Annotated in this window: 14 protein-coding genes; 10 read left to right on the top strand and 4 right to left on the bottom strand. The window is 53.1% G+C overall.

Features of this window, described 5'->3' with window-relative positions:
- Nucleotides 1–85 precede the first annotated feature (85 nt).
- The 8 genes from menF to DT73_RS23155 all read left to right on the top strand — a co-directional run bounded on the left by menF (nt 86) and on the right by DT73_RS23155 (nt 9,105).
- Nucleotides 86–1,372, top strand: coding sequence for an isochorismate synthase MenF (menF, locus tag DT73_RS23190; RefSeq protein ID WP_036115959.1), 1,287 nt, complete (start codon nt 86–88; stop codon nt 1,370–1,372).
- Nucleotides 1,373–1,453: 81 nt separating this feature from the next.
- Nucleotides 1,454–3,127: a 2-succinyl-5-enolpyruvyl-6-hydroxy-3-cyclohexene-1-carboxylic-acid synthase gene (menD, locus tag DT73_RS23185; protein WP_036116443.1), complete on the top strand. Its 1,674-nt coding sequence runs from the start codon at nt 1,454–1,456 to the stop codon at nt 3,125–3,127.
- A complete protein-coding gene (gene menH, locus DT73_RS23180) occupies nt 3,124–3,903 on the top strand; it encodes a 2-succinyl-6-hydroxy-2,4-cyclohexadiene-1-carboxylate synthase (RefSeq protein WP_036115956.1) in 780 nt (259 codons plus the stop codon). The genes menD and menH overlap by 4 nt, the downstream gene beginning before the upstream one ends.
- The gene (gene menB, locus DT73_RS23175; RefSeq protein ID WP_036115952.1) at nt 3,900–4,757 is read left to right on the top strand and encodes a 1,4-dihydroxy-2-naphthoyl-CoA synthase; all 858 of its coding nucleotides are present in this window, start codon (nt 3,900–3,902) and stop codon (nt 4,755–4,757) included. Before menH ends, menB begins: the two co-directional genes overlap by 4 nt.
- Nucleotides 4,757–5,722 (top strand): o-succinylbenzoate synthase, encoded by a 966-nt coding sequence (gene menC, locus DT73_RS23170; protein ID WP_036115949.1) that lies wholly within the window; start codon nt 4,757–4,759, stop codon nt 5,720–5,722. The genes menB and menC overlap by 1 nt, the downstream gene beginning before the upstream one ends.
- Nucleotides 5,719–7,083, top strand: coding sequence for an o-succinylbenzoate--CoA ligase (gene menE / locus DT73_RS23165; RefSeq protein WP_036115947.1), 1,365 nt, complete (start codon nt 5,719–5,721; stop codon nt 7,081–7,083). Before menC ends, menE begins: the two co-directional genes overlap by 4 nt.
- Before the next feature lie 136 nt (nt 7,084–7,219).
- Nucleotides 7,220–7,759: a YfaZ family outer membrane protein gene (locus DT73_RS23160; RefSeq protein ID WP_036115945.1), complete on the top strand. Its 540-nt coding sequence runs from the start codon at nt 7,220–7,222 to the stop codon at nt 7,757–7,759.
- Between the two features lie 137 nt (nt 7,760–7,896).
- Nucleotides 7,897–9,105: a nicotinamide mononucleotide deamidase-related protein YfaY gene (locus DT73_RS23155; protein ID WP_036115942.1), complete on the top strand. Its 1,209-nt coding sequence runs from the start codon at nt 7,897–7,899 to the stop codon at nt 9,103–9,105.
- 114 nt (nt 9,106–9,219) lie between these two features.
- On the opposite strand, the gene yfaE is transcribed toward DT73_RS23155, so the two are convergent.
- The 4 genes from yfaE to ubiG all read right to left on the bottom strand — a co-directional run bounded on the left by yfaE (nt 9,220) and on the right by ubiG (nt 14,085).
- Nucleotides 9,220–9,477 (bottom strand): class I ribonucleotide reductase maintenance protein YfaE, encoded by a 258-nt coding sequence (gene yfaE / locus DT73_RS23150; protein ID WP_036115939.1) that lies wholly within the window; start codon nt 9,475–9,477, stop codon nt 9,220–9,222.
- A 2-nt stretch (nt 9,478–9,479) separates the two neighbouring features.
- A complete protein-coding gene (gene nrdB / locus DT73_RS23145; protein ID WP_036115937.1) occupies nt 9,480–10,610 on the bottom strand; it encodes a class Ia ribonucleoside-diphosphate reductase subunit beta in 1,131 nt (376 codons plus the stop codon).
- Nucleotides 10,611–10,725: 115 nt separating this feature from the next.
- Nucleotides 10,726–13,011 carry a class 1a ribonucleoside-diphosphate reductase subunit alpha gene (nrdA, locus tag DT73_RS23140; RefSeq protein ID WP_036115936.1) on the bottom strand — a complete coding sequence of 762 codons (2,286 nt, stop codon included), beginning with the start codon at nt 13,009–13,011 and terminating at the stop codon, nt 10,726–10,728.
- Between the two features lie 342 nt (nt 13,012–13,353).
- Nucleotides 13,354–14,085: a bifunctional 2-polyprenyl-6-hydroxyphenol methylase/3-demethylubiquinol 3-O-methyltransferase UbiG gene (gene ubiG, locus DT73_RS23135; RefSeq protein ID WP_036115932.1), complete on the bottom strand. Its 732-nt coding sequence runs from the start codon at nt 14,083–14,085 to the stop codon at nt 13,354–13,356.
- A 158-nt stretch (nt 14,086–14,243) separates the two neighbouring features.
- On the opposite strand from ubiG, the gene gyrA reads away from it, so the two are divergent.
- Nucleotides 14,244–16,880: a DNA topoisomerase (ATP-hydrolyzing) subunit A gene (gene gyrA / locus DT73_RS23130; protein WP_036115930.1), complete on the top strand. Its 2,637-nt coding sequence runs from the start codon at nt 14,244–14,246 to the stop codon at nt 16,878–16,880.
- A gap of 123 nt (nt 16,881–17,003) precedes the next feature.
- Nucleotides 17,004–19,841, top strand: a complete 2,838-nt coding sequence (gene rcsC / locus DT73_RS23125; protein WP_036115928.1) for a two-component system sensor histidine kinase RcsC — start codon at nt 17,004–17,006, stop codon at nt 19,839–19,841.
- Nucleotides 19,842–20,211: the final 370 nt, after the last annotated feature.

Below are 20,211 nucleotides of genomic sequence, written 5' to 3'. Positions count from 1 at the left end.
TTTTGGTGCAGCCAAACGGCCTGGCGGCATTCTATTTCTGTTCTGACCACGTATAATTTGGGGTTTTTACGTGGCGGGATAGCAAATGGAACTGACACAGGCGGTGAAAGCGCTGCAGCAAGCGTTACGCAAAGAACTTCCCGACACGCCCGGCGTAAGAATAATGTCGGTGCCACTGAGCCTTGCCGGTAACCAGGACCCGCTGTGCTGGCTGAACAGCCAGGCCTGCTGGCCCCAGTTTTACTGGCAGCACCGTGACGGCCATGAAGAATACGCCGTACTGTGTGCATTGCGTACCTTTACCTCACTGGCTGAAGGGCAGCGTTTCCTTTCCTGCTTTCCTGAATACCCGGAGCTACGCCTGTGGGGGCTGAATGCGTTTGACCCGCAACACGGGCAACTGTTTCTCCCTCGTCTCACCTGGCAACGGCAGGGTTCACAGGCCCGGCTGGTCCTGAACTTATACAGCGAAACCAGCCTGTGTGAAGCGGCGGCAGAGGCTGAACTCTGGTTGTCCGGCTTATGCCCGGCTGCCGCAATCCCTGAGCTGGCCGCACGGGTCTGTGAGCAGGTGCATCTGCCTGCAGAAGCTCAGTGGCTCGCCCTGGTAGCCGAGGCAACGCAGGCGATTAGCCGGGGGCAATTCGGCAAAGTCGTGCTGGCACGGGCAACGGATGTGCAACTCACCCAGCCCATGTCTCCCGCCTGGCTGATGCATGCCAGCCGCCAGCATAACAGCCGCTGCTATCACTTTTATATGGCCTTTGACTCCCGCCAGGCCTTTCTGGGTTCTTCACCTGAGCGCCTGTGGCACAGGGCGGGGCGGCAATTATCAACCGAAGCCCTGGCCGGAACCGTTGGTCGTGATGCAGATGACAGCCAGGCAGACCAACAAAGCCAGTGGTTGCTGAAAGATAAAAAGAATCAGCATGAAAACTGGCTGGTGGTTGAAGATATTTGCCAACGGCTGCAGGCAGTCGCCGGGCAGATTGATGTGGAGCCTGTACAAGTGATTCGCTTGCGAAAAGTACAACACTTACACCGGGCCATCACTGCCACCCTCAACTACGCAGATGACACTGCATGCCTGATGCAGTTACAGCCCACAGCGGCGGTGGCCGGGTTGCCACGCAAAGATGCATTGGCTTTTATTTATGCACACGAACCCTTTAACCGTGGCTGGTATGCCGGGTCTGCCGGTTATCTCAGCCTGGCAACCTCCGAGTTTTGTGTGGCACTGCGTTCAGCACTGGTTCAGTACAATAACGTCAGGCTTTATGCTGGTGCAGGTATTGTGGCGCAGTCAAACCCGGCAGAAGAATGGCTGGAAATTGAAAATAAAGTGGCGGCATTACGTTCATTATTCAGTTGAAAGCGGATAAACCGATGTATATCAATGTCTGCCAGTTTGCCGACGCTATACTTTTTTGCAAATGCTATTGCGGGTCAAGTTATGTCGTTAAGCACGTTCAACCGGCGCTGGGCCGCCGTCATTTTGCAGGCATTACACCATAATGGAGTCCGGCATGTGTGTATTGCTCCGGGTTCCCGTTCCACACCACTGACACTGGCCGCCACTCAAACGCCAGGTTTTGTGTTTCATACCCATTTTGATGAACGCGGGCTGGGGCACCTTGCGCTTGGCCTTGCCAAAGCCACTGGTGAGCCGGTTGCGGTCATTGTGACTTCAGGTACTGCGGTAGCAAATATTTATCCTGCGGTAATTGAAGCGGGTCTGACTGGCGAAAAACTGGTGGTCCTGACCGCCGATCGCCCGCCGGAATTAATTGATTGTGGCGCCAACCAGGCTATTGTTCAGCCGGGTATTTATGGCGCACACCCTGCCGCCACGCTGAATCTACCTCGCCCCACAGAATCCATTCCTGCACGCTGGTTAGCCAGTGCCATTGACAGCCAAATGGGCGCATTGCGCCATGGTGCGCTGCATATCAACTGCCCATTTGCAGAGCCTTTATATGGCGAAATGGATGATACCGGCCTTGCCTGGCAGCAGGCACTGGGAAACTGGTGGCAGGGTGAAAAACCATGGCAAGTTTTTAGTGCCGCGCAGGGGGTTACCCCGCAGCCTGACTGGCATAGCTGGCGGCAGAAAAAAGGGGTAGTTATTGCTGGCAGAATGACTGCCCAGGAAGGTGAACGGGTGGCTCACTGGGCCAGTACGCTTGGCTGGCCGCTGATTAGTGATATCCAGTCCCAAACCGGGCAACCCTTGCCTTATGCTGACCTCTGGCTTGCCAACCCCGGTGCGCTCCAGGTGTTGGAGCAGGCGCGTATCGTTGTGCAGTTTGGCGCGAGCCTCACCAGTAAACGCTTACTGCAGTGGCAGGCCTGCGGGCATCAGGACAACTGGTGGCTGGTGGATCCTTTACCCGGGCGGCTTGACCCGGGGCATCACCGTGGGCGGCGGATTCAGGCAACTGTTGAGGTCTGGCTGGATGTACACCCGGCGCACAAGCAGGTGAGCTGGGCAGACGCACTCCAACCTTATGTGCAGCAGGCGGCAGTGGCCGTAGATACAGAAATTCCGCCAGCGGGTGAAGCCGGGCTGGCGAAGAGTTTGCCCCGGTTATTACCAGAAAAAGGCCAACTGTTTATTGGTAACAGTTTGTCGGTGCGCCTGGTGGATGCATTGGCGCAACTACCCTGTGGGTACCCTGTCTACGGCAACCGTGGTGCCAGTGGTATTGATGGGCTGGTGGCGACTCTTGCGGGGGTCGCACGGGCGGCCTGCAAGCCAACGCTTGCTGTGCTGGGGGATTTATCTGCACTGTACGACCTCAACTCACTGGCATTATTAAGATCCTGCCCGGCTCCGGTTGCACTGGTGGTGGTGAATAACAACGGTGGGCAAATCTTTTCGCTGCTTCCCACACCTGCAGAAGTGAGAAGTGAATTCTATGCCATGCCGCAGAACGTAGATTTTCGCCACGGCGCCGCGTTGTTTGGCCTGCCATATATTGCACCGCAGTCTCTTGAAGAGTTAGCCGGGAGCCTGAAACAGTGCTGGTCCGGGCCAGCAGTAGCAACCGTGATTGAACTGAAAGTGCCGGAAGCTGAAGGGGCCGCGATGTTACAAAAACTGGTTGCCAGGGCCAGCCAGCAATGACGCTTGCCGGGCAGATAATACCGGGAGAGCAGCCTCAGCTACCGTATCTGGTTTGGCTGCATGGCTTCCTTGGCTCAGCCGATGACTGGCAGGCAACCCGCAAAGCGTTTACTCGCTGGCCACAATTCTACCTCGACCTGCCGGGCCACGGCGCATCTGAAAACGTTGCCATACCAGGGTTCGCAGAGTTCTTCGTACAACTTACCCATACGCTTGCGGAGCGGAATATTACGCGTTACTGGCTTATAGGGTATTCACTGGGGGGCAGGCTGGCTATGTACACGGCCTGCCAGCAGCCTGCAGGCCTGCAGGGGATTATTATTGAAGGTGGTAACCCGGGCCTGACTGATCCACAGGAACGGTTACTGCGTATTGAATCTGACCAGCGCTGGGCGCTGCGGTTTGCGGCTGAGCCTCTGGAACAGGTGCTGGATGCCTGGTATCGCCAGCCCGTATTTGCTTCACTTTCTAATGCAGCACGCCAGCAATTAATCAAGGAACGCGCTGGCAACCAGCCTGCCGCTCTCGGCAACGCACTGGGTAACCTTTCGTTAGGTCTCCAGCCGTGGCTGGGTGATGCATTAGCCGCGCTACCTGTGCCATTCCATTATCTGTGTGGCGCGCGGGACCAAAAATTTCAGGTCATTGCTCGTGCGCTGGGCTCGCCTTTTCATCTGATTGAACATGCCGGGCACAATGCCCACCGGGAGAATCCGGCGGCATATTGCCAGTGTGTTATTGATATTTTGACTCACTATTCTGAGGAACAGCCATGATTTACCCCGATGAACAAGAACTGTATGCCCCTGTCTCCTGGCAGGACTGCTCTGAAGGTTACGATGATATCCGCTACCACAAATCGGCAGAAGGGATCGCGAAAATCACCATTAACCGCCCGCAAGTGCGTAATGCCTTTCGCCCGCAGACCGTTAAAGAGATGATTCAGGCGCTGGCTGATGCGCGGTATGACGACAATATCGGTGTCATTGTGCTGACCGGGGAAGGCGATAAAGCATTCTGTTCCGGTGGCGACCAGAAAGTGCGTGGCGATTACGGTGGTTATAAAGACGACTCTGGCGTGCACCACCTGAATGTACTGGATTTTCAACGCCAAATCCGTACCTGCCCGAAACCTGTCGTGGCGATGGTTGCCGGTTACTCCATTGGTGGCGGGCATGTGTTACACCTGATGTGCGACCTCACTATTGCGGCTGAAAATGCTATTTTTGGCCAGACTGGGCCAAAAGTTGGTTCGTTTGATGGTGGCTGGGGCGCATCTTATATGGCGCGCATTGTCGGCCAGAAAAAAGCGCGCGAAATTTGGTTCCTGTGCCGCCAGTATGATGCTCAGCAGGCGCTGGATATGGGGCTGGTCAATACGGTTGTGCCACTGGAAAGTCTTGAAAAAGAAACTGTACGCTGGTGCCGTGAAATGCTGAAAAACAGCCCGATGGCACTGCGTTGCCTGAAAGCCGCACTGAATGCTGATTGTGATGGTCAGGCCGGGTTACAGGAACTGGCGGGTAACGCCACGATGCTGTTCTATATGACAGAAGAAGGCCAGGAAGGGCGCAACGCATTCAACCAGAAACGCCAGCCAGATTTCACTAAATTCAAACGGAACCCGTAATGCGACAGGCACAACTCTGGCGTTACACCATTCCCATGGATACCGGTGTGGTGATTCGCGACCGCCGGCTGAAAATGCGTGAAGGGTTGGTGGTTGAACTGTGTGAAGGCAATCAGCGGGGATGGGGCGAAATTGCTCCATTGCCTGGCCTGAGTACAGAGAGCCTTGAAGAAGCGCAGTCTGCTGCCCTGCACTGGTTGTCTGGCTGGCGGGCAGGGCAGTCTCCTGAACTCCCGGCACAACCTTCTGTGGCTTTTGGGCTGAGTTGTGCGCTGGCGGAGCTGTCTGGTGAACTGCCTCAAGAGGCGAATTACCACTCGGTGCCGCTGTGTACCGGTGACCCGGATGCGTTATTTGCGCTGTTGCAAGGGTTACCAGGCCGCAAAGAGGCCAAAATAAAAGTGGGCCTCTATGAAGCGGTACGCGATGGCATGGTGGTCAGCTTATTGCTGGATGCCATTCCGGACCTCTGGCTTCGCCTGGATGCCAACCGGAGCTGGTCTGCACAAAAAGCCTCGCAGTTTGCCCGCTATGTACCAGAGGCGCTACGCTCACGAATAGCGTTTTTTGAAGAACCGTGTAAAACCCCGGAATTGTCACTGGCATTTGCCCGGGACACCGGTATTAAACTGGCGTGGGATGAAAGCCTGCGCGACGGGCAAGTGGCGATAAGCCAGTGCCCGGAAGTCAACACTCTGGTGATTAAACCCTCACTGACTGGCAGTCTGCAACAGGTGCAGGAATGGGTTAACCAGGCACATGCGTGTGGCATGAACGTGGTAATCAGTTCGGCGATTGAATCAAGCCTTGGGCTAACACAACTGGCGCGTATCGCTGCATGGCTAACGCCCCAAATAACGCCGGGGCTGGATACGCTCTCTTTGATGCAGGCACAGTTATTACGTCCCTGGCCGGGAAGTCCATTGCCGCTAATCAGCCAGCCTGAGCTGGAGTTGGTGCAATGACGCTGGCGAATTACCCGTGGCGCCACTGGGCGAGCCTTGCACCTGCGAAAGTGGCATTGCATACTCAAAATGGTGAAATAAGCTGGCAGCACCTGGTAAACCAGGTAGATAACCTGGCGGCCAGCTTTCATCGCCAGGGTGTGAATGCCGGAATGGGCGTTGCCCTGCGTGGGCGCAACAGTATGCCGTTATTATTAAGCTGGCTGGCGCTGTTGCAATGTGGTGCCCGGGTGTTACCGCTCAACCCGCAACTGCCGGATACCTTGCTGGCAGCACTTATCCCGTCGCTGTCCATCCATTTTGCCCTGAGTTTTGACTGTGATGCGGTGCCTGGCCCTGCCGTTTTGCATTACCAGCCGCTGGCTGGCGAATGGGCAGAGCCGTGGCAACCAGAGCGCTTTGTCTCCATGACCCTGACTTCCGGTTCCACTGGCTTGCCAAAAGCCGCAGTGCATACAGCCAGCGCGCAGCTTGCCAGTGCGCGGGGGGTAACGGCACTGATGGAATTTGGCCGCGATGACTGCTGGTTATTGTCACTGCCACTGTTTCATGTCTCCGGCCAGGGGATTTTATGGCGCTGGCTGGTAACCGGGGCTGCGCTGGCATTGCGCCCGGAGCAGCCGCTGGCTTTGGCATTACAGGGGTGCACGCATGCCTCACTGGTTCCAACGCAATTATGGCGGTTACTGAGCGATAACCCGGTTTCGTTAAGCAATTTAAAGGCAGTATTGTTGGGTGGGGCGGCAATTCCTGTTGCTTTAACTGATACAGCACAACTGCATGGTATTGCTTGCTGGTGTGGCTACGGTATGACCGAAATGGCTTCCACCGTGGCAGCCAAACGCGCCGATGGCTGTGGGGACGTGGGGCAGCCATTAGCAGGCCGCCAGGTGCGTGTTGTAGACAATGAGGTCTGGTTACGGGGTGACAGCCTGGCGTCCGGTTACTGGCGCCAGGGCCATTTACTGCCACTGCTGAACGCTGAAGGGTGGTTTGCCACCCGGGACCGCGGAACATACACCAACAATACGCTCACCATCCACGGGCGGCTTGATAATCTCTTTTTCAGTGGTGGAGAAAGCATTCAACCGGAAGAAGTTGAGCGGGTTATCATGGCGCATCCTCTGGTTCAACAGGTCATCGTTGTGCCCCGTATTGATGAAGAGTTTGGGCACCGCCCGGTCGCTGTTGTGGAACTGGCAGACCCCAATGCGCTGGCAACATTAAGTGACTGGATACGGGATAAACTGGCTCGTTTCCAGCAACCCGTTCAGTGGTTACTGTTGCCAGATACATTACGCCAGGGCGGCATTAAAATTGCCCGTAACGCCGTGATGCAGTGGGTTGCAGAACAACAATAAACGCACCAGGGCGTGCTTGTTACATTCTGTAGAGAAAGCACCAGATTTCCGTCTTGAATGTCGCCCTCCAGCGGGTAAAATCCGCTTTGCGCTTCAACAGGTTAATTTGCCAGGTATCAGAGTTCAGGAAAATAAAATGAATAAATATCTATTGTTGGCAGTCAGTGGGCTTTTTGCAGTATCTGGCTCAGCCAGTGCCATAGGGATTTACGGCCAGGCCGGGCATAAATACACCAGTATTGGTGTGGGCATGGGGACGTCTACCAGCGGTGTGGCGCTCAGTGGCGACTGGACCCGTCATAATGATGATGGTTATATCGCGGACCTGGGGCTGGGCTACAACCTGCCTGTTGGCCCGGCAATGGTTACCCTGGGCGGTAAAGGTCTGTATATCAAGCCTGACCAGGGGAAAACTGGCTACGCGCTGGGAATTGGCGGCGGTCTGAGTGTACCGGTTGTGAGCCATGTTTCTGTCTTCGGGCAGTACTATTACGCGCCAGATGCCTTTGCTTCGGGTATTGATTCCTACCAGGAAGTGCAGGCTGGTGGCCGCTGGATGGTGTTCCGCCCGTTAACGGTTGAAGCCGGTTATCGCTATATGAGCCTGAAAGACCGTAACGACAACCGGAATACGATTATTGATGGCCCGTATCTGGGCGTCAGTGCGGCGTTTTAATCACTTCACAGTTACCTTCCCCACAAACCTTATGCCGCGTATCAATCTGCGTGCGGCGTAAGGTGAAACAGGTGTACCTCTGTATTTACCTGGCCACTGCGCTATAGTGGTGGCTTCCCTCCCAATGGAGTATATCGATGTTAAATGTGGAAATGCTCTCTACCGGCGATGAAGTGCTGTATGGGCAGATAGTCGATACCAATGCATCCTGGCTTGCTGATTTCTTATTTGAACAGGGTTTCCCCATGACCCGCCGCCAAACGGTCGGGGATAAATTTGCCGACCTGGTGGCGGTACTGCAGGCGCGCAGCCATGAGGCGGATATTCTGATAGTCAATGGCGGCCTGGGGCCAACCAGTGACGACCTGAGCGCAGAAGCTGCCGCGAAAGCTGCGGGTACAGAGTTGGTTATCCATGAAGAGTGGCTGGCGCATATGGCGCGTTTCTTTGAAGAGCGCGGCAGGCCGATGGCCCCCAGTAACCGCAAGCAGGCGATGATCCCGGCGGGCAGTGAAATGATTGATAACCCGGTTGGGACTGCCTGCGGGTTTGCCATGCAGCTTAACCGTTGCCTGATATTTTTCACTCCAGGCGTTCCTTCTGAATTTAAACAGATGGTTGAGCAGGAAATTTTACCGCGCCTGCGCAAGCGTTACCCCAGCATTGAAATGCCGTTGTGTCTGCGCATGACCACATTTGGCCGTTCTGAAAGCGATCTCGCCCAACAACTCGATCCCCTGCCATTACCAGAAGGCGTGGTACTGGGTTACCGTTCTTCTATGCCAATTATCGAACTGAAGCTGACTGGCCCTTCTGCACAGCGCGCAGGCATGCAGCAGGCCTGGCAGAAAATTCGTGACGTGGTGGGTGAAAGCCTGATTTTTGAAGGAACTGAAGGGTTGCCTGCACAGCTTGCCACTCGGTTACAGGAGCAAAATCTGACTCTGGCGCTGAGTGAACAGTTTACCGCAGGTATGTTGTGCTGGCAGTTGACCAATGCTGGCGTACCGGTAGTTCAGGGGCAGGTTTTACCTTCTACCACACCAGAGAGCCTGGCGGGTTGTATTCAGCGTGCCCGGCAACTGGCTGAACAGCAGGGCAGTTCACTGGCGCTGGTGGTTGGCGCAATTGATGACAGCAGCAAACAAACGCTGGCGTTGCACACCCCAGGTAAAACTGTCGGTTTGCGGGTTAACTGGTCCGGGCGTCGCCATAGCGTGGAAACCCGCCAGGCGGTCTGTGCGATGCTGGCCATGAATATGCTGCGCCGTTGGTTAAATGGCTGGGATGTGGGTGCAGAACATGGCTGGATTCATATTGAAGAGCAACTGACACGTTCGGCCTGAGCATCACGCTGAACCGTGTATCTGGCAGCAAAGGTAGAAATAAAAAAGGGAAAACAATGTTTTCCCTTTGTGCCATTCAGCCAGCAATCTGGTTGGCCGGTAACGTGTTCGCAATCAGCAATCCACTTCCACATCACCTTGTGCTTTACAGCAACAAGGTAAAATTTCCCCGGGCTGGATAAAAGCCAGCGGCTGAGTCAGCCATTTAACCTGGCCTGCCAGCAGGCGCATACGACACGAGCCGCAATACCCTTCCCGGCACTGATACTCTACAGCCACCTTGTGTGATTCCAGGGCGGCCAGCAGTGAAGGGTGGTCGTCCTGGCACTCTAACTGGCGGCCGGACTGATGTAAGGTAATACGGTTGCTCATAGTTATAACTGGAAGTTACTCAGGTCATCAGCATCGATTTGTGAATCTATCTGGCCAACCAGGTAAGAGCTGACTTCAACTTCCTGAGGCGCAACCTGTACGTTGTCTGACACCAGCCAGGTGTTGATCCACGGGATAGGGTTGGAGCGTGTCTGGAATGGCAAGTCCAGCCCAACAGCCTGCATACGGATATTGGTAATATATTCAACATACTGGCACAGAATGTCTTTGTTCAGGCCAATCATTGAGCCGTCGCGGAACAGGTAGTTTGCCCAGTCTTTTTCCTGCTGTGCCGCCATAACAAACAGGTCATAGCTTTCCTGCTGGCACTCTTCGGCAATTTCAGCCATTTCCGGGTCGTCTTCACCGCTGCGCATCAGGTTCAGCATATGCTGAGTACCGGTAAGGTGCAGAGCTTCGTCGCGGGCAATCAGGCGGATAATTTTTGCATTGCCTTCCATCAGTTCACGCTCAGCAAAGGCGAACGAACAGGCAAAACTGACATAAAAGCGAATGGCTTCCAGTGCGTTCACACTCATCAGGCACATATAAAGCTTTTTCTTCAATTCGCGCAGGTTCACCGTAACAGTTTTACCATTTACAGTGTGTGTGCCTTCGCCCAGCAGGTGCCAGTAGCTGGTCAGCTCAATCAGCCCGTCGTAATAGGTGGAGATGTCTTTGGCGCGTTTGATTATCTCTTCGTTTTCTACGATGTCATCAAACACCACCGCCGGATCATTGACGATATTACGAATGATATGGGTGTATGAACGGGAATGAATAGTTTCAGAAAACGCCCAGGTTTCGACCCAGGTTTCCAGTTCAGGAATTGAGATAAGCGGCAGCAACGCCACGTTAGGGCTGCGCCCCTGAATGGAATCCAGAAGCGTCTGGTATTTCAGGTTGCTGATGAAAATGTGTTTTTCGTGTTCCGGTAATGCCTGGAAATCGATGCGGTCGCGCGACACATCCACTTCTTCTGGCCGCCAGAAAAATGACAGCTGTTTCTCAATCAGTTTTTCGAAAATGTCATATTTCTGCTGGTCATAGCGTGCAACGTTAACCGGCTGACCAAAAAACATAGGTTCGTTGAGCGGGTTATTTTTCTTCTGTGAAAATGTGGTGTATGCCATAAACATTGTCCTGTAAAACGCCACCATTGGCTGAGTGCCGTTTCGCTGTTCTTAACGGTCCCTTTACCGCGTGAAAAGGGAAACAGGCAGACCGGGGTGCCGGCCTGCCTCTGGGTTAAATCTTACACGCGCCGCTTTCGCAACCGTCGTCCTGGATGCTGGGTGCCAGGTCGTCCTGGGCATCTTCAGCACCGTCGCGGGTGTTCTGATAATAAAGGGTTTTGACACCAAATTTATAGGCGGTGAGCAAATCCTTCAGTAATTGCTGCATCGGCACTTTTCCTGACGGGAAACGTGACGGGTCATAGTTGGTATTGGCAGAAATCGACTGGTCGATAAATTTCTGCATTACGCCAACCAGTTGCAGGTAGCCATCGTTACCCGCCATTTCCCACAGCAATTCATATTTGTCTTTCAGCAGTTCATAATCTGGCACCACCTGGCGCAGAATACCGTCTTTCGACGCTTTCACACTGATATGCCCACGTGGTGGTTCAATACCATTTGTGGCATTGGAAATCTGTGATGACGTTTCTGACGGCATCAGAGCAGACAGCGTTGAGTTACGCAGACCATGGGTCTTGATAGACTCACGCAGGCTTTCCCAGTCGTAGTGCAGCGGCTCGTTGCAAATTGCATCCAGGTCTTTTTTGTAGGTATCAACCGGCAGAATACCTTTGGCATAGGTGGTTTCGTTGAACCACGGGCAAGCACCTTGCTCTTTCGCCAGTTCATTCGATGCCTTCAGCAGGTAATACTGAATGGCTTCGAAGGTTTTGTGCGTCAGATTGTTGGCACTGCCATCGGAGTAGCGCACGCCATTTTTTGCCAGGTAATAAGCGAAGTTAATCACGCCAATACCCAGGGTACGGCGGCCCATGGCACCACGTTTGGCGGCCAGAATAGGGTAATCCTGGTAATCCAGCAGGGCATCAAGTGCACGAACAGCCAGAACCGCCAGCTCTTCCAAATCTTCCAGGCTGTTGATGGCACCCAGGTTGAACGCTGACAATGTGCACAGCGCGATTTCGCCGTTTTCATCATTGACGTCATTCAGCGGTTTGGTTGGCAGTGCAATTTCCAGGCACAGGTTAGACTGGCGCACCGGGGCAACCGTTGCATCAAACGGGCTGTGGGTGTTGCAGTGGTCAACGTTCTGGATGTAAATACGGCCAGTAGAAGCACGTTCCTGCATCATCAGTGAGAACAGTTCCGCCGCTTTAACGCGCTGCTTACGGATGCTGTCGTCATTTTCATACTGGGTGTACAGGCGTTCGAACTCATCCTGGTCTGCAAAGAAGGCATCATACAGCCCCGGAACATCAGATGGGCTAAACAGAGTGATATCGCCACCTTTAAGCAGGCGGGTGTACATCAGTTTGTTGATTTGTACACCGTAGTCCATATGGCGAACGCGGTTACCTTCCACCCCACGGTTGTTTTTCAACACCAGCAGGCTTTCAACTTCCAGGTGCCACATTGGGTAAAACAGTGTGGCGGCACCGCCACGCACGCCGCCCTGAGAACAGGATTTCACGGCTGTCTGGAAGTGTTTGTAGAACGGGATGCACCCGGTATGGAATGCTTCACCACCACGAATCGGGCTACCCAGTGCGCGAATGCGGCCCGCGTTAATACCAATACCGGCACGCTGAGACACATATTTCACAATAGCGCTGGATGTTGCGTTGATAGAGTCAAGGCTGTCACCACACTCAATCAGCACACAAGAGCTGAACTGGCGCGTAGGGGTACGCACACCAGACATAATTGGTGTTGGCAGTGAAATTTTGAAAGTCGACACTGCGTCATAGAAACGTTTTACGTAGTCCAGGCGGGTAGCACGCGGATAACGTGAGAACAGGCAGGCCGCAACCAGAATGTACAGGAACTGGGCGCTTTCATAAATTTCACCCGTAACGCGGTTTTGCGCCAGGTATTTCCCTTCCAGCTGTTTTACAGCTGCGTAAGAGAAGGTCATATCGCGCCAGTGGTCGATAAAACCGTCCATCTGCTGGAACTCTTCTTCCGTGTAGTCTTCCAGCAGATGAGTGTCGTATTTACCCATTTCAACCATTTTTACTACATGGTTGTAGAGTTTGGGCGGTTCGAACTGGCCAAACGCTTTTTTACGCAGGTGGAAAATAGCCAGACGGGCAGCGAGATACTGGTAGTCCGGGGCGTCGCGAGAAATCAGGTCCGCGGCTGCTTTGATAATCGTTTCATGGATATCTGAAGTGCGGATACCGTCATAAAACTGGATATGGGAACGCAGTTCAACTTGTGAAACTGAAACGTTGTGCAGGCCTTCTGCCGCCCAGTCGAGGACACGATGAATTTTGTCCAGATTGATGCGCTCTGTACGGCCATCACGTTTCGTTACCAGCAGACTCTGATTCATGTGGGGTTTACCTGTCCGTGAAATAAAAATATCCCCCGCTTATCCACAGCGCAGCCTTGTGGCTAACTTTGTGGATAAATACTATATGTTGGGGGTATGGGATAACTGAATCACTATATGGTGAGTATTCTAGTAAGGAATCTTTCAATCTCAAGAGTTGATTTTGCCAAAAAATTGAGGTTCATCCTCCCTGAACAGGTAAGAATGCCCGAATGGTAAGGCCTGAAGGGGATGTCAAGCTGGAGTAACTTTTTTTAAAAAAATGACTGAATGTTGGTTTCTTGTGCGTGATGTAAATTGCGCAACTTGATGCTGCGCAATTTTTGATAGCAAAAACTTATCTCAGACCGCGTCTTTTGCGCTGGTGTGCAACATATAGTTAACATCAACGCCGGGCGCCAGGCGGAAATGATCCGTCAACGGGTTGTAATGCAAACCGGTCATATGGCGTTCACGCAAGCCGGTGTTACTGAGCCAGTGGATCAGCTCCGCAGGTTTGATAAATTTCTTAATGTCATGAGTGCCTTTGGGCACCATGCGCAGAACATATTCAGCGCCAACCACTGCCATCAGCCAGGCTTTACCATTACGGTTAATGGTGGAAAAGAAAACATGGCCGCCCGGTTTGACCAGACGTGCGCAGGCCTGCACCACAGATTGTGGGTCCGGAACATGCTCCAGCATCTCCATGCAAGTGACGACATCGTAGGCTCCGGGGTTCGCTGCAGCATGGTTTTCAACGGTTTCCTGGCGGTAATCAACCTGAATGCCGCTTTCCAGCGCGTGCAGGCGGGCCACTTGCAGGGGTTCGCCACCCATATCCAGCCCGGTTACTGTTGCGCCTTCCCGTGCCATGCTCTCTGCCAGAATGCCGCCGCCGCAACCTACATCAAGCACCTTTTTACCAAACACACCACCGCTGCGTTCATTGATATAGCCCAGGCGTAAAGGATTAATCCGGTGAAGGGGTTTGAACTCGCCTTCCATGTCCCACCAGCGCGAGGCGATGGCTTCAAATTTAGCAATTTCGTTGTGGTCAACATTGAGCGACACCGGGGTATTTTCGTCATTCATGGACGCCAGAACTCCTCATCAATAGATGCTGCCGAGTATAACAGCCTGGCGAGACGAATAAAGCGCTGCGCCCCTCAGACAAGTTTCCCTGCCACTGCGTGAGTGTGTTATAATTTGCGACCTTTGAATCCGGGATACAGTAGAGGGATAGCGGTCAGATGAGCGACCTTGCCAGAGAAATTACACCGGTCAATATTGAGGAAGAGCTGAAAAGCTCATATCTGGATTATGCCATGTCGGTTATTGTCGGCCGTGCATTGCCAGATGTCCGTGATGGCCTCAAGCCTGTACACCGTCGCGTATTGTTCGCGATGAACGTGTTGGGCAATGACTGGAATAAAGCCTATAAAAAATCCGCCCGTGTCGTCGGTGACGTTATCGGTAAATACCATCCCCATGGTGATTCTGCAGTGTATGACACCATTGTTCGTATGGCGCAGCCATTTTCATTGCGTTATATGCTGGTCGATGGCCAGGGGAACTTTGGTTCAATCGATGGCGATTCCGCCGCGGCCATGCGTTATACAGAAATTCGTCTGGCGAAAATTGCCCATGAGTTAATGGCTGATCTTGATAAAGAAACAGTCGACTTCGTGGACAACTATGACGGAACAGAAAAAATTCCCGATGTTATGCCAACCAAAATCCCGAACCTGCTGGTTAACGGTTCTTCCGGGATTGCGGTGGGGATGGCAACTAACATACCGCCCCATAACCTGACAGAAGTGATTAACGGCTGCCTGGCGTATATCGAGGATGAAAACATCACCGTTGAAGGGTTGATGGAACACATCCCGGGGCCAGATTTCCCGACTGCGGCAATTATTAATGGCCGTCGCGGTATTGAAGAAGCGTACCGCACAGGGCGCGGGAAAATTTATATTCGCGCCAAAGCAGAGGTGGAAACCGATGCAAAATCTGGCCGCGAAACCATCATCGTGCATGAAATTCCTTATCAGGTGAACAAAGCTCGCCTGATTGAAAAAATTGCCGAGCTGGTGAAAGAGAAACGTGTTGAAGGCATCAGTGCACTGCGCGACGAGTCTGATAAAGACGGGATGCGTATTGTGATTGAAGTCAAACGCGATGCAGTGGGTGAAGTTGTGCTGAACAACCTTTACTCACAAACTCAGTTGCAGGTGTCTTTCGGGATCAACATGGTGGCATTGCACCATGGTCAGCCGAAGATCATGCCGCTGAAAGATATTCTCGAAGCTTTTGTGCGCCACCGCCGTGAAGTGGTGACTCGCCGTACAATCTTTGAACTGCGTAAAGCGCGCGACCGTGCTCATATCCTTGAAGCACTGGCTGTTGCGCTGGCGAATATCGACCCGGTTATCGAGATGATTCGCCATGCTCCGACACCTGCTGAAGCGAAAGCAGCGTTAGTGGCGCATGCGTGGGACCTGGGTAATGTGGCTGCGATGCTGGAACGTGCTGGCGACGATGCTGCCCGTCCAGAATGGCTGGAACCGCAGTTTGGGGTGCACGACGGGAAATACTACCTGACTGAGCAACAGGCTCAGGCAATTCTTGATTTGCGCCTGCAAAAACTGACCGGCCTTGAGCATGAAAAACTGCTCGATGAATACAAAGAGCTGCTGGAGCAGATTGCTGAGTTGCTGTACATCCTGTCCAGCGCAGAGCGCCTGATGGAAGTTATCCGTGAAGAGCTGGAAGCGATTCGCGACCAGTTTGGTGACGAACGTCGCACGGAAATCACTGCCAACAGCGCGGATATCAACATCGAAGATCTGATCAACCAGGAAGATGTTGTTGTTACGCTGTCGCATCAGGGCTATGTGAAATACCAGCCGCTGTCAGATTATGAAGCGCAGCGCCGTGGCGGTAAGGGTAAATCTGCTGCCCGCATTAAAGAAGAAGACTTTATTGACCGCCTGCTGGTCGCTAACACCCATGACACGATCCTGTGCTTCTCCAGCCGGGGCCGTCTGTACTGGATGAAGGTTTACCAGTTGCCGGAAGCGAGCCGTGGCGCGCGTGGCCGCCCAATCGTCAACCTGTTGCCACTGGAGCAGGACGAACGCATTACCGCGATCCTGCCAGTGCGTGAATACGAAGAAGGCGTGAATGTCTTTATGGCGACCGCGAGCGGTACTGTGAAGAAAACTGCGCTGACTGAGTTCAGCCGCCCACGTAGCGCCGGTATCATCGCTGTGAACCTTAACGAAGGCGATGAGCTGATTGGTGTGAACCTGACACAGCAAGACGACGAAGTTATGTTGTTCTCTGCGTTTGGTAAAGTGGTGCGCTTTAAAGAAGACGCAGTGCGTGCCATGGGCCGTACAGCCACCGGTGTGCGTGGTATCAAGCTGGCAGAAAAAGACAGCGTGGTTTCACTGATTGTGCCACACGGTGAAGGTGCCATCCTGACAGTTACTCAGAACGGTTACGGTAAACGTACCGGTGAGAAAGAGTACCCGACTAAGTCCCGTGCGACTCAGGGTGTTATCTCTATCAAAGTGACTGAACGTAACGGGGAAGTGGTAGGCGCTGTTCAGGTTGATGACGCTGACCAGATTATGATGATCACCGATGCCGGTACGCTGGTGCGTACTCGCGTTTCTGAAATCAGCGTTGTGGGCCGTAACACCCAGGGCGTGATTCTGATTCGCACGGCGGAAGATGAGCACGTAGTGGGTCTGCAGCGTGTTGCTGAACCGGTAGACGACGAAGAACTCGACAGCATTGATGGTTCTGTAGCAGAAGGCGATGATGAAATAGCGCCGGAAGCGGAACAGGATGACGATGTTGCCGATGACAGTGAAGATTAATCTGAAATCATCACGTTATGAAGGGCCGGGTAACCGGCCCTTTTTCTTTGCCATTGCGACCACTCACTTTTATCGCTAAGTTAACGCTTTATTATCGATTGACTGACTCTTACCGGGCTTACATTGAAATACGCCGTCTCTTTCCGCAGCACGCTTAAAGTCTCGCGCTATCTTTTTAGGGCGCTGGCGCTTTTACTATGGCTTCTGATAGCCCTGTTTTCGGTGTTTTACATCGCAGGCGCACTACACGATAAAGAAGCGGAAATACACCAGGAGCTCACGCTGAGCTTTGACCAGGCGCAGCGGTATATTCAGCGCACAACTGATGTGGTGAAAGAGCTCAAGTACATTACAGAAAACCGGCCTACTGATAACGCAACCCCCGGCAGTAATCGGGGTAGCAGCGCACCTGCATTCTTGCCTTTGGGCAACAATGTGGACTGCAGTGCGCTTGACCAGTCCTGGCAAGGATCCATGCTGTCGCTATCCGGCTTTTTGCGTTACTGGCGCGATAATTTCTCGGCAAACTACGACCTGAACCGGGTTTTTCTGGTGGCGGGAGATAATCAGTGCATTGCCGATTTCTCGTTGCGTAATACTCCGCCCGGCCAGGACAAAGCGCTTTCAGTGCTCAATGAGCGGTTAAAACGCTACCGTGACGCACCCATGGATGAACGCATTAATACCGTTTACTGGGTGGCACCTGGCAGCCGTCCGGGAACCGGGTATTTTTATACATTAACGCCCGTTTTTCTCGCTAACCGGGTTCAGGCGTTACTTGGGGTTGAACAGAGTATTCGCCAGGAAAACTTCATGCTGCCGGGTAACTTACCGGTAGATATCACACTGATGGATGAAAATGGCCACTCACTGGTATCTCTGACAGGGGGTAGTGGGCATTTATCGCTACAGCCAGACTGGCTTCAGGCCCGCACCTGGTTTGGCTACACCACCGGCTTTAAAGAGCTGGCATTGAAAAAAAACCTGATGCCGTCATCGCTTAGTGTGGTGTACAGCGTACCGGTTGATAAAGTGCTGGATGAAATCCGTATTCTTATTCTGAATGCCGTGTTACTGAATATTCTGGTCGGTGTGGTGCTGTTTACCCTGGCAAGAATGTATGAGCGGCGTATTTTTATCCCGGCAGAGACGGATGCCCAGCGCCTGGAAGAGCACGAGCAGTTTAACCGTAAAATTGTCGCCTCAGCACCGGTAGGTATTTGTATTCTGCGCACGCTGGATGGCACCAATATTCTTAGTAATGAGCTGGCGCACAATTACCTGAATATGCTGACTCATGAAGACCGCCAGCGCCTGACGCAAATCATTTGTGGGCAACAGGTTAACTTTGTTGATGTTCTTACCAGCGACAACACGAACCTGCAGATAAGTTTCGTACACTCGCGTTATCGCAACGAAAATGTGGCGATTTGCGTGCTGGTGGATGTCAGTGCCCGTGTGAAGATGGAAGAGTCATTGCAGGATATGGCCCATGCTGCAGAGCAGGCCAGCCAGTCTAAATCGATGTTCCTGGCAACGGTAAGTCACGAATTACGTACTCCGCTGTATGGCATCATTGGTAACCTGGATCTGTTGCAAACCCGTGAACTGCCCGATGGCGTTGACCGCCTGGTCACGGCAATGAACAACTCATCCAGCCTGCTACTGAAGATAATCAGCGATATTCTCGATTTCTCGAAAATTGAATCAGAGCAGTTAAAAATTGAGCCGCGTGAGTTTTCTCCCCGCGAAGTAATGACCCACGTTACCGCAAACTACCAGCCTCTGGTGGTGCGTAAACAAATGGGGCTCTACTGCTTTATCGCGCCTTCTGTGCCATTAACCTTACGTGGCGACCCAATGCGTTTACAGCAGGTGATTTCAAATTTGCTGAGTAACGCGATTAAGTTTACCGATACTGGCTGCATTATTCTTGATGTACGCTGTACGGATGATTACCTCTGCTTCCGGGTGCGTGATACCGGGGAAGGGATTGCTGCCAAAGAAGTTGTGCGTCTGTTCGATCCTTTTTTCCAGGTGGGGACAGGGGTTCAGCGTAACTTCCAGGGCACCGGGTTGGGGCTGGCTATCTGTGAGAAGCTTATCACTATGATGGACGGCGATATTGCGGTGGATTCCGAACCCGGTATGGGGAGCCAGTTCACTGTCCGTATCCCGTTGTATGAAGCTAAACCGGTTCCGGTTATGGCGGCATCGGATCTTACCCATAAACATTGCTGGCTGGCTGTCAGCAATGCTTACCTGAGTGACTTTTTAGCGAAGTTGCTGGCAAGTAAAGGTATCAAAGCCAGCTTCTGGCAGGGGGAAACACCAGACCCGGACGATGTGTTAATCACTGATGAAGCGTTAAGTAATCCATGGCCTGGAAGAGCGGTGGTTCAGTTTTGCCGGCGGCATATTGGTATCCCTCTGGAAAGCGAACCCGGTATCTGGTCGCACAGTGTGGCTTCTCCTCATGATCTGGTGACGTTGTTGGCGAAAATTTACCGGGTGGATGTGAAGGTTCCGGGTAACGATGTGAACTTACCAGAGCCTTCGGAAATCAGTGAGCAGAACGATGATATTACGGTGCTGATCGTCGATGATCACCCGATAAACCGCCGTTTGCTGGCGGATCAGCTCGCATCGCTTGGTTATCACCAGTGTAAGACTGCGGGCGATGGTGTTGAAGCGCTCGAAGTGCTCAGTAAGCATCATATTGATATTGTTCTGAGTGATGTGAATATGCCGAATATGGATGGTTATCGCCTGACACAACGTATTCGCCAGTTAGGGCTGACGTTACCTGTGATTGGGGTTACGGCGAATGCGCTGGCAGAAGAGAAGCAACGCTGTCTTGAATCGGGAATGGATAGTTGTTTGTCCAAGCCTGTGACGCTGGATGTGTTGAAGCAGACGCTGGCGGTGTTTGCGGAGCGGGTGAGGAATCACCGGGAGTAAAAGGGGCTCGCCCCTTTGTTATCCCTGTTTTGTTGTTATGTAGCGGGTTTTGTTCATCAGGGCTGGTATGACTGTTCCGTTCACTTACAGTGTGGTTGTTTCCGTTCACTTGCAGTGGAGCCAGCTGTTTCCGTTCACTTCCAGTGGAATGGCTAATGTGGCTTCACAACCCGTGAACGGGCTAAGGGGGCTTGCCCCCTTTGCAATCCCCGTTTTCGCGGGCGACCGGTGCTGCGCACTGCGTTCACCTCCGGGCAGTCAGCCTGCGGCCGGCTCGACTCGGCATCCATGCCTCGGTTCGCCTTATTCCGCCATCCGGGCGGAATAACCTTGTCTTCCTTTCTGCGGTTCACCGGTCTTACGCGACACA

The organism is Mangrovibacter sp. MFB070, assembly GCF_000705335.1.
GTDB classification, from domain to species: Bacteria; Pseudomonadota; Gammaproteobacteria; order Enterobacterales; family Enterobacteriaceae; genus Mangrovibacter; species Mangrovibacter plantisponsor.
Note: the sequence above shows the minus strand (reverse complement) of the source record. Positions and strands in the feature narration are given on the sequence as shown.

Bases quoted from the DNA above. Each gene is read 5' to 3' on its own strand.
- menF (WP_036115959.1), top strand. From the start codon at position 86: ATGGAACTGACACAGGCGGTGAAAGCGCTGCAGCAAGCGTTACGCAAA.
- menD (WP_036116443.1), top strand. From the start codon at position 1,454: ATGTCGTTAAGCACGTTCAACCGGCGCTGGGCCGCCGTCATTTTGCAG.
- menH (WP_036115956.1), top strand. From the start codon at position 3,124: ATGACGCTTGCCGGGCAGATAATACCGGGAGAGCAGCCTCAGCTACCG.
- menB (WP_036115952.1), top strand. From the start codon at position 3,900: ATGATTTACCCCGATGAACAAGAACTGTATGCCCCTGTCTCCTGGCAG.
- menC (WP_036115949.1), top strand. From the start codon at position 4,757: ATGCGACAGGCACAACTCTGGCGTTACACCATTCCCATGGATACCGGT.
- menE (WP_036115947.1), top strand. From the start codon at position 5,719: ATGACGCTGGCGAATTACCCGTGGCGCCACTGGGCGAGCCTTGCACCT.
- DT73_RS23160 (WP_036115945.1), top strand. From the start codon at position 7,220: ATGAATAAATATCTATTGTTGGCAGTCAGTGGGCTTTTTGCAGTATCT.
- DT73_RS23155 (WP_036115942.1), top strand. From the start codon at position 7,897: ATGTTAAATGTGGAAATGCTCTCTACCGGCGATGAAGTGCTGTATGGG.
- yfaE (WP_036115939.1), bottom strand. From the start codon at position 9,477: ATGAGCAACCGTATTACCTTACATCAGTCCGGCCGCCAGTTAGAGTGC.
- nrdB (WP_036115937.1), bottom strand. From the start codon at position 10,610: ATGGCATACACCACATTTTCACAGAAGAAAAATAACCCGCTCAACGAA.
- nrdA (WP_036115936.1), bottom strand. From the start codon at position 13,011: ATGAATCAGAGTCTGCTGGTAACGAAACGTGATGGCCGTACAGAGCGC.
- ubiG (WP_036115932.1), bottom strand. From the start codon at position 14,085: ATGAATGACGAAAATACCCCGGTGTCGCTCAATGTTGACCACAACGAA.
- gyrA (WP_036115930.1), top strand. From the start codon at position 14,244: ATGAGCGACCTTGCCAGAGAAATTACACCGGTCAATATTGAGGAAGAG.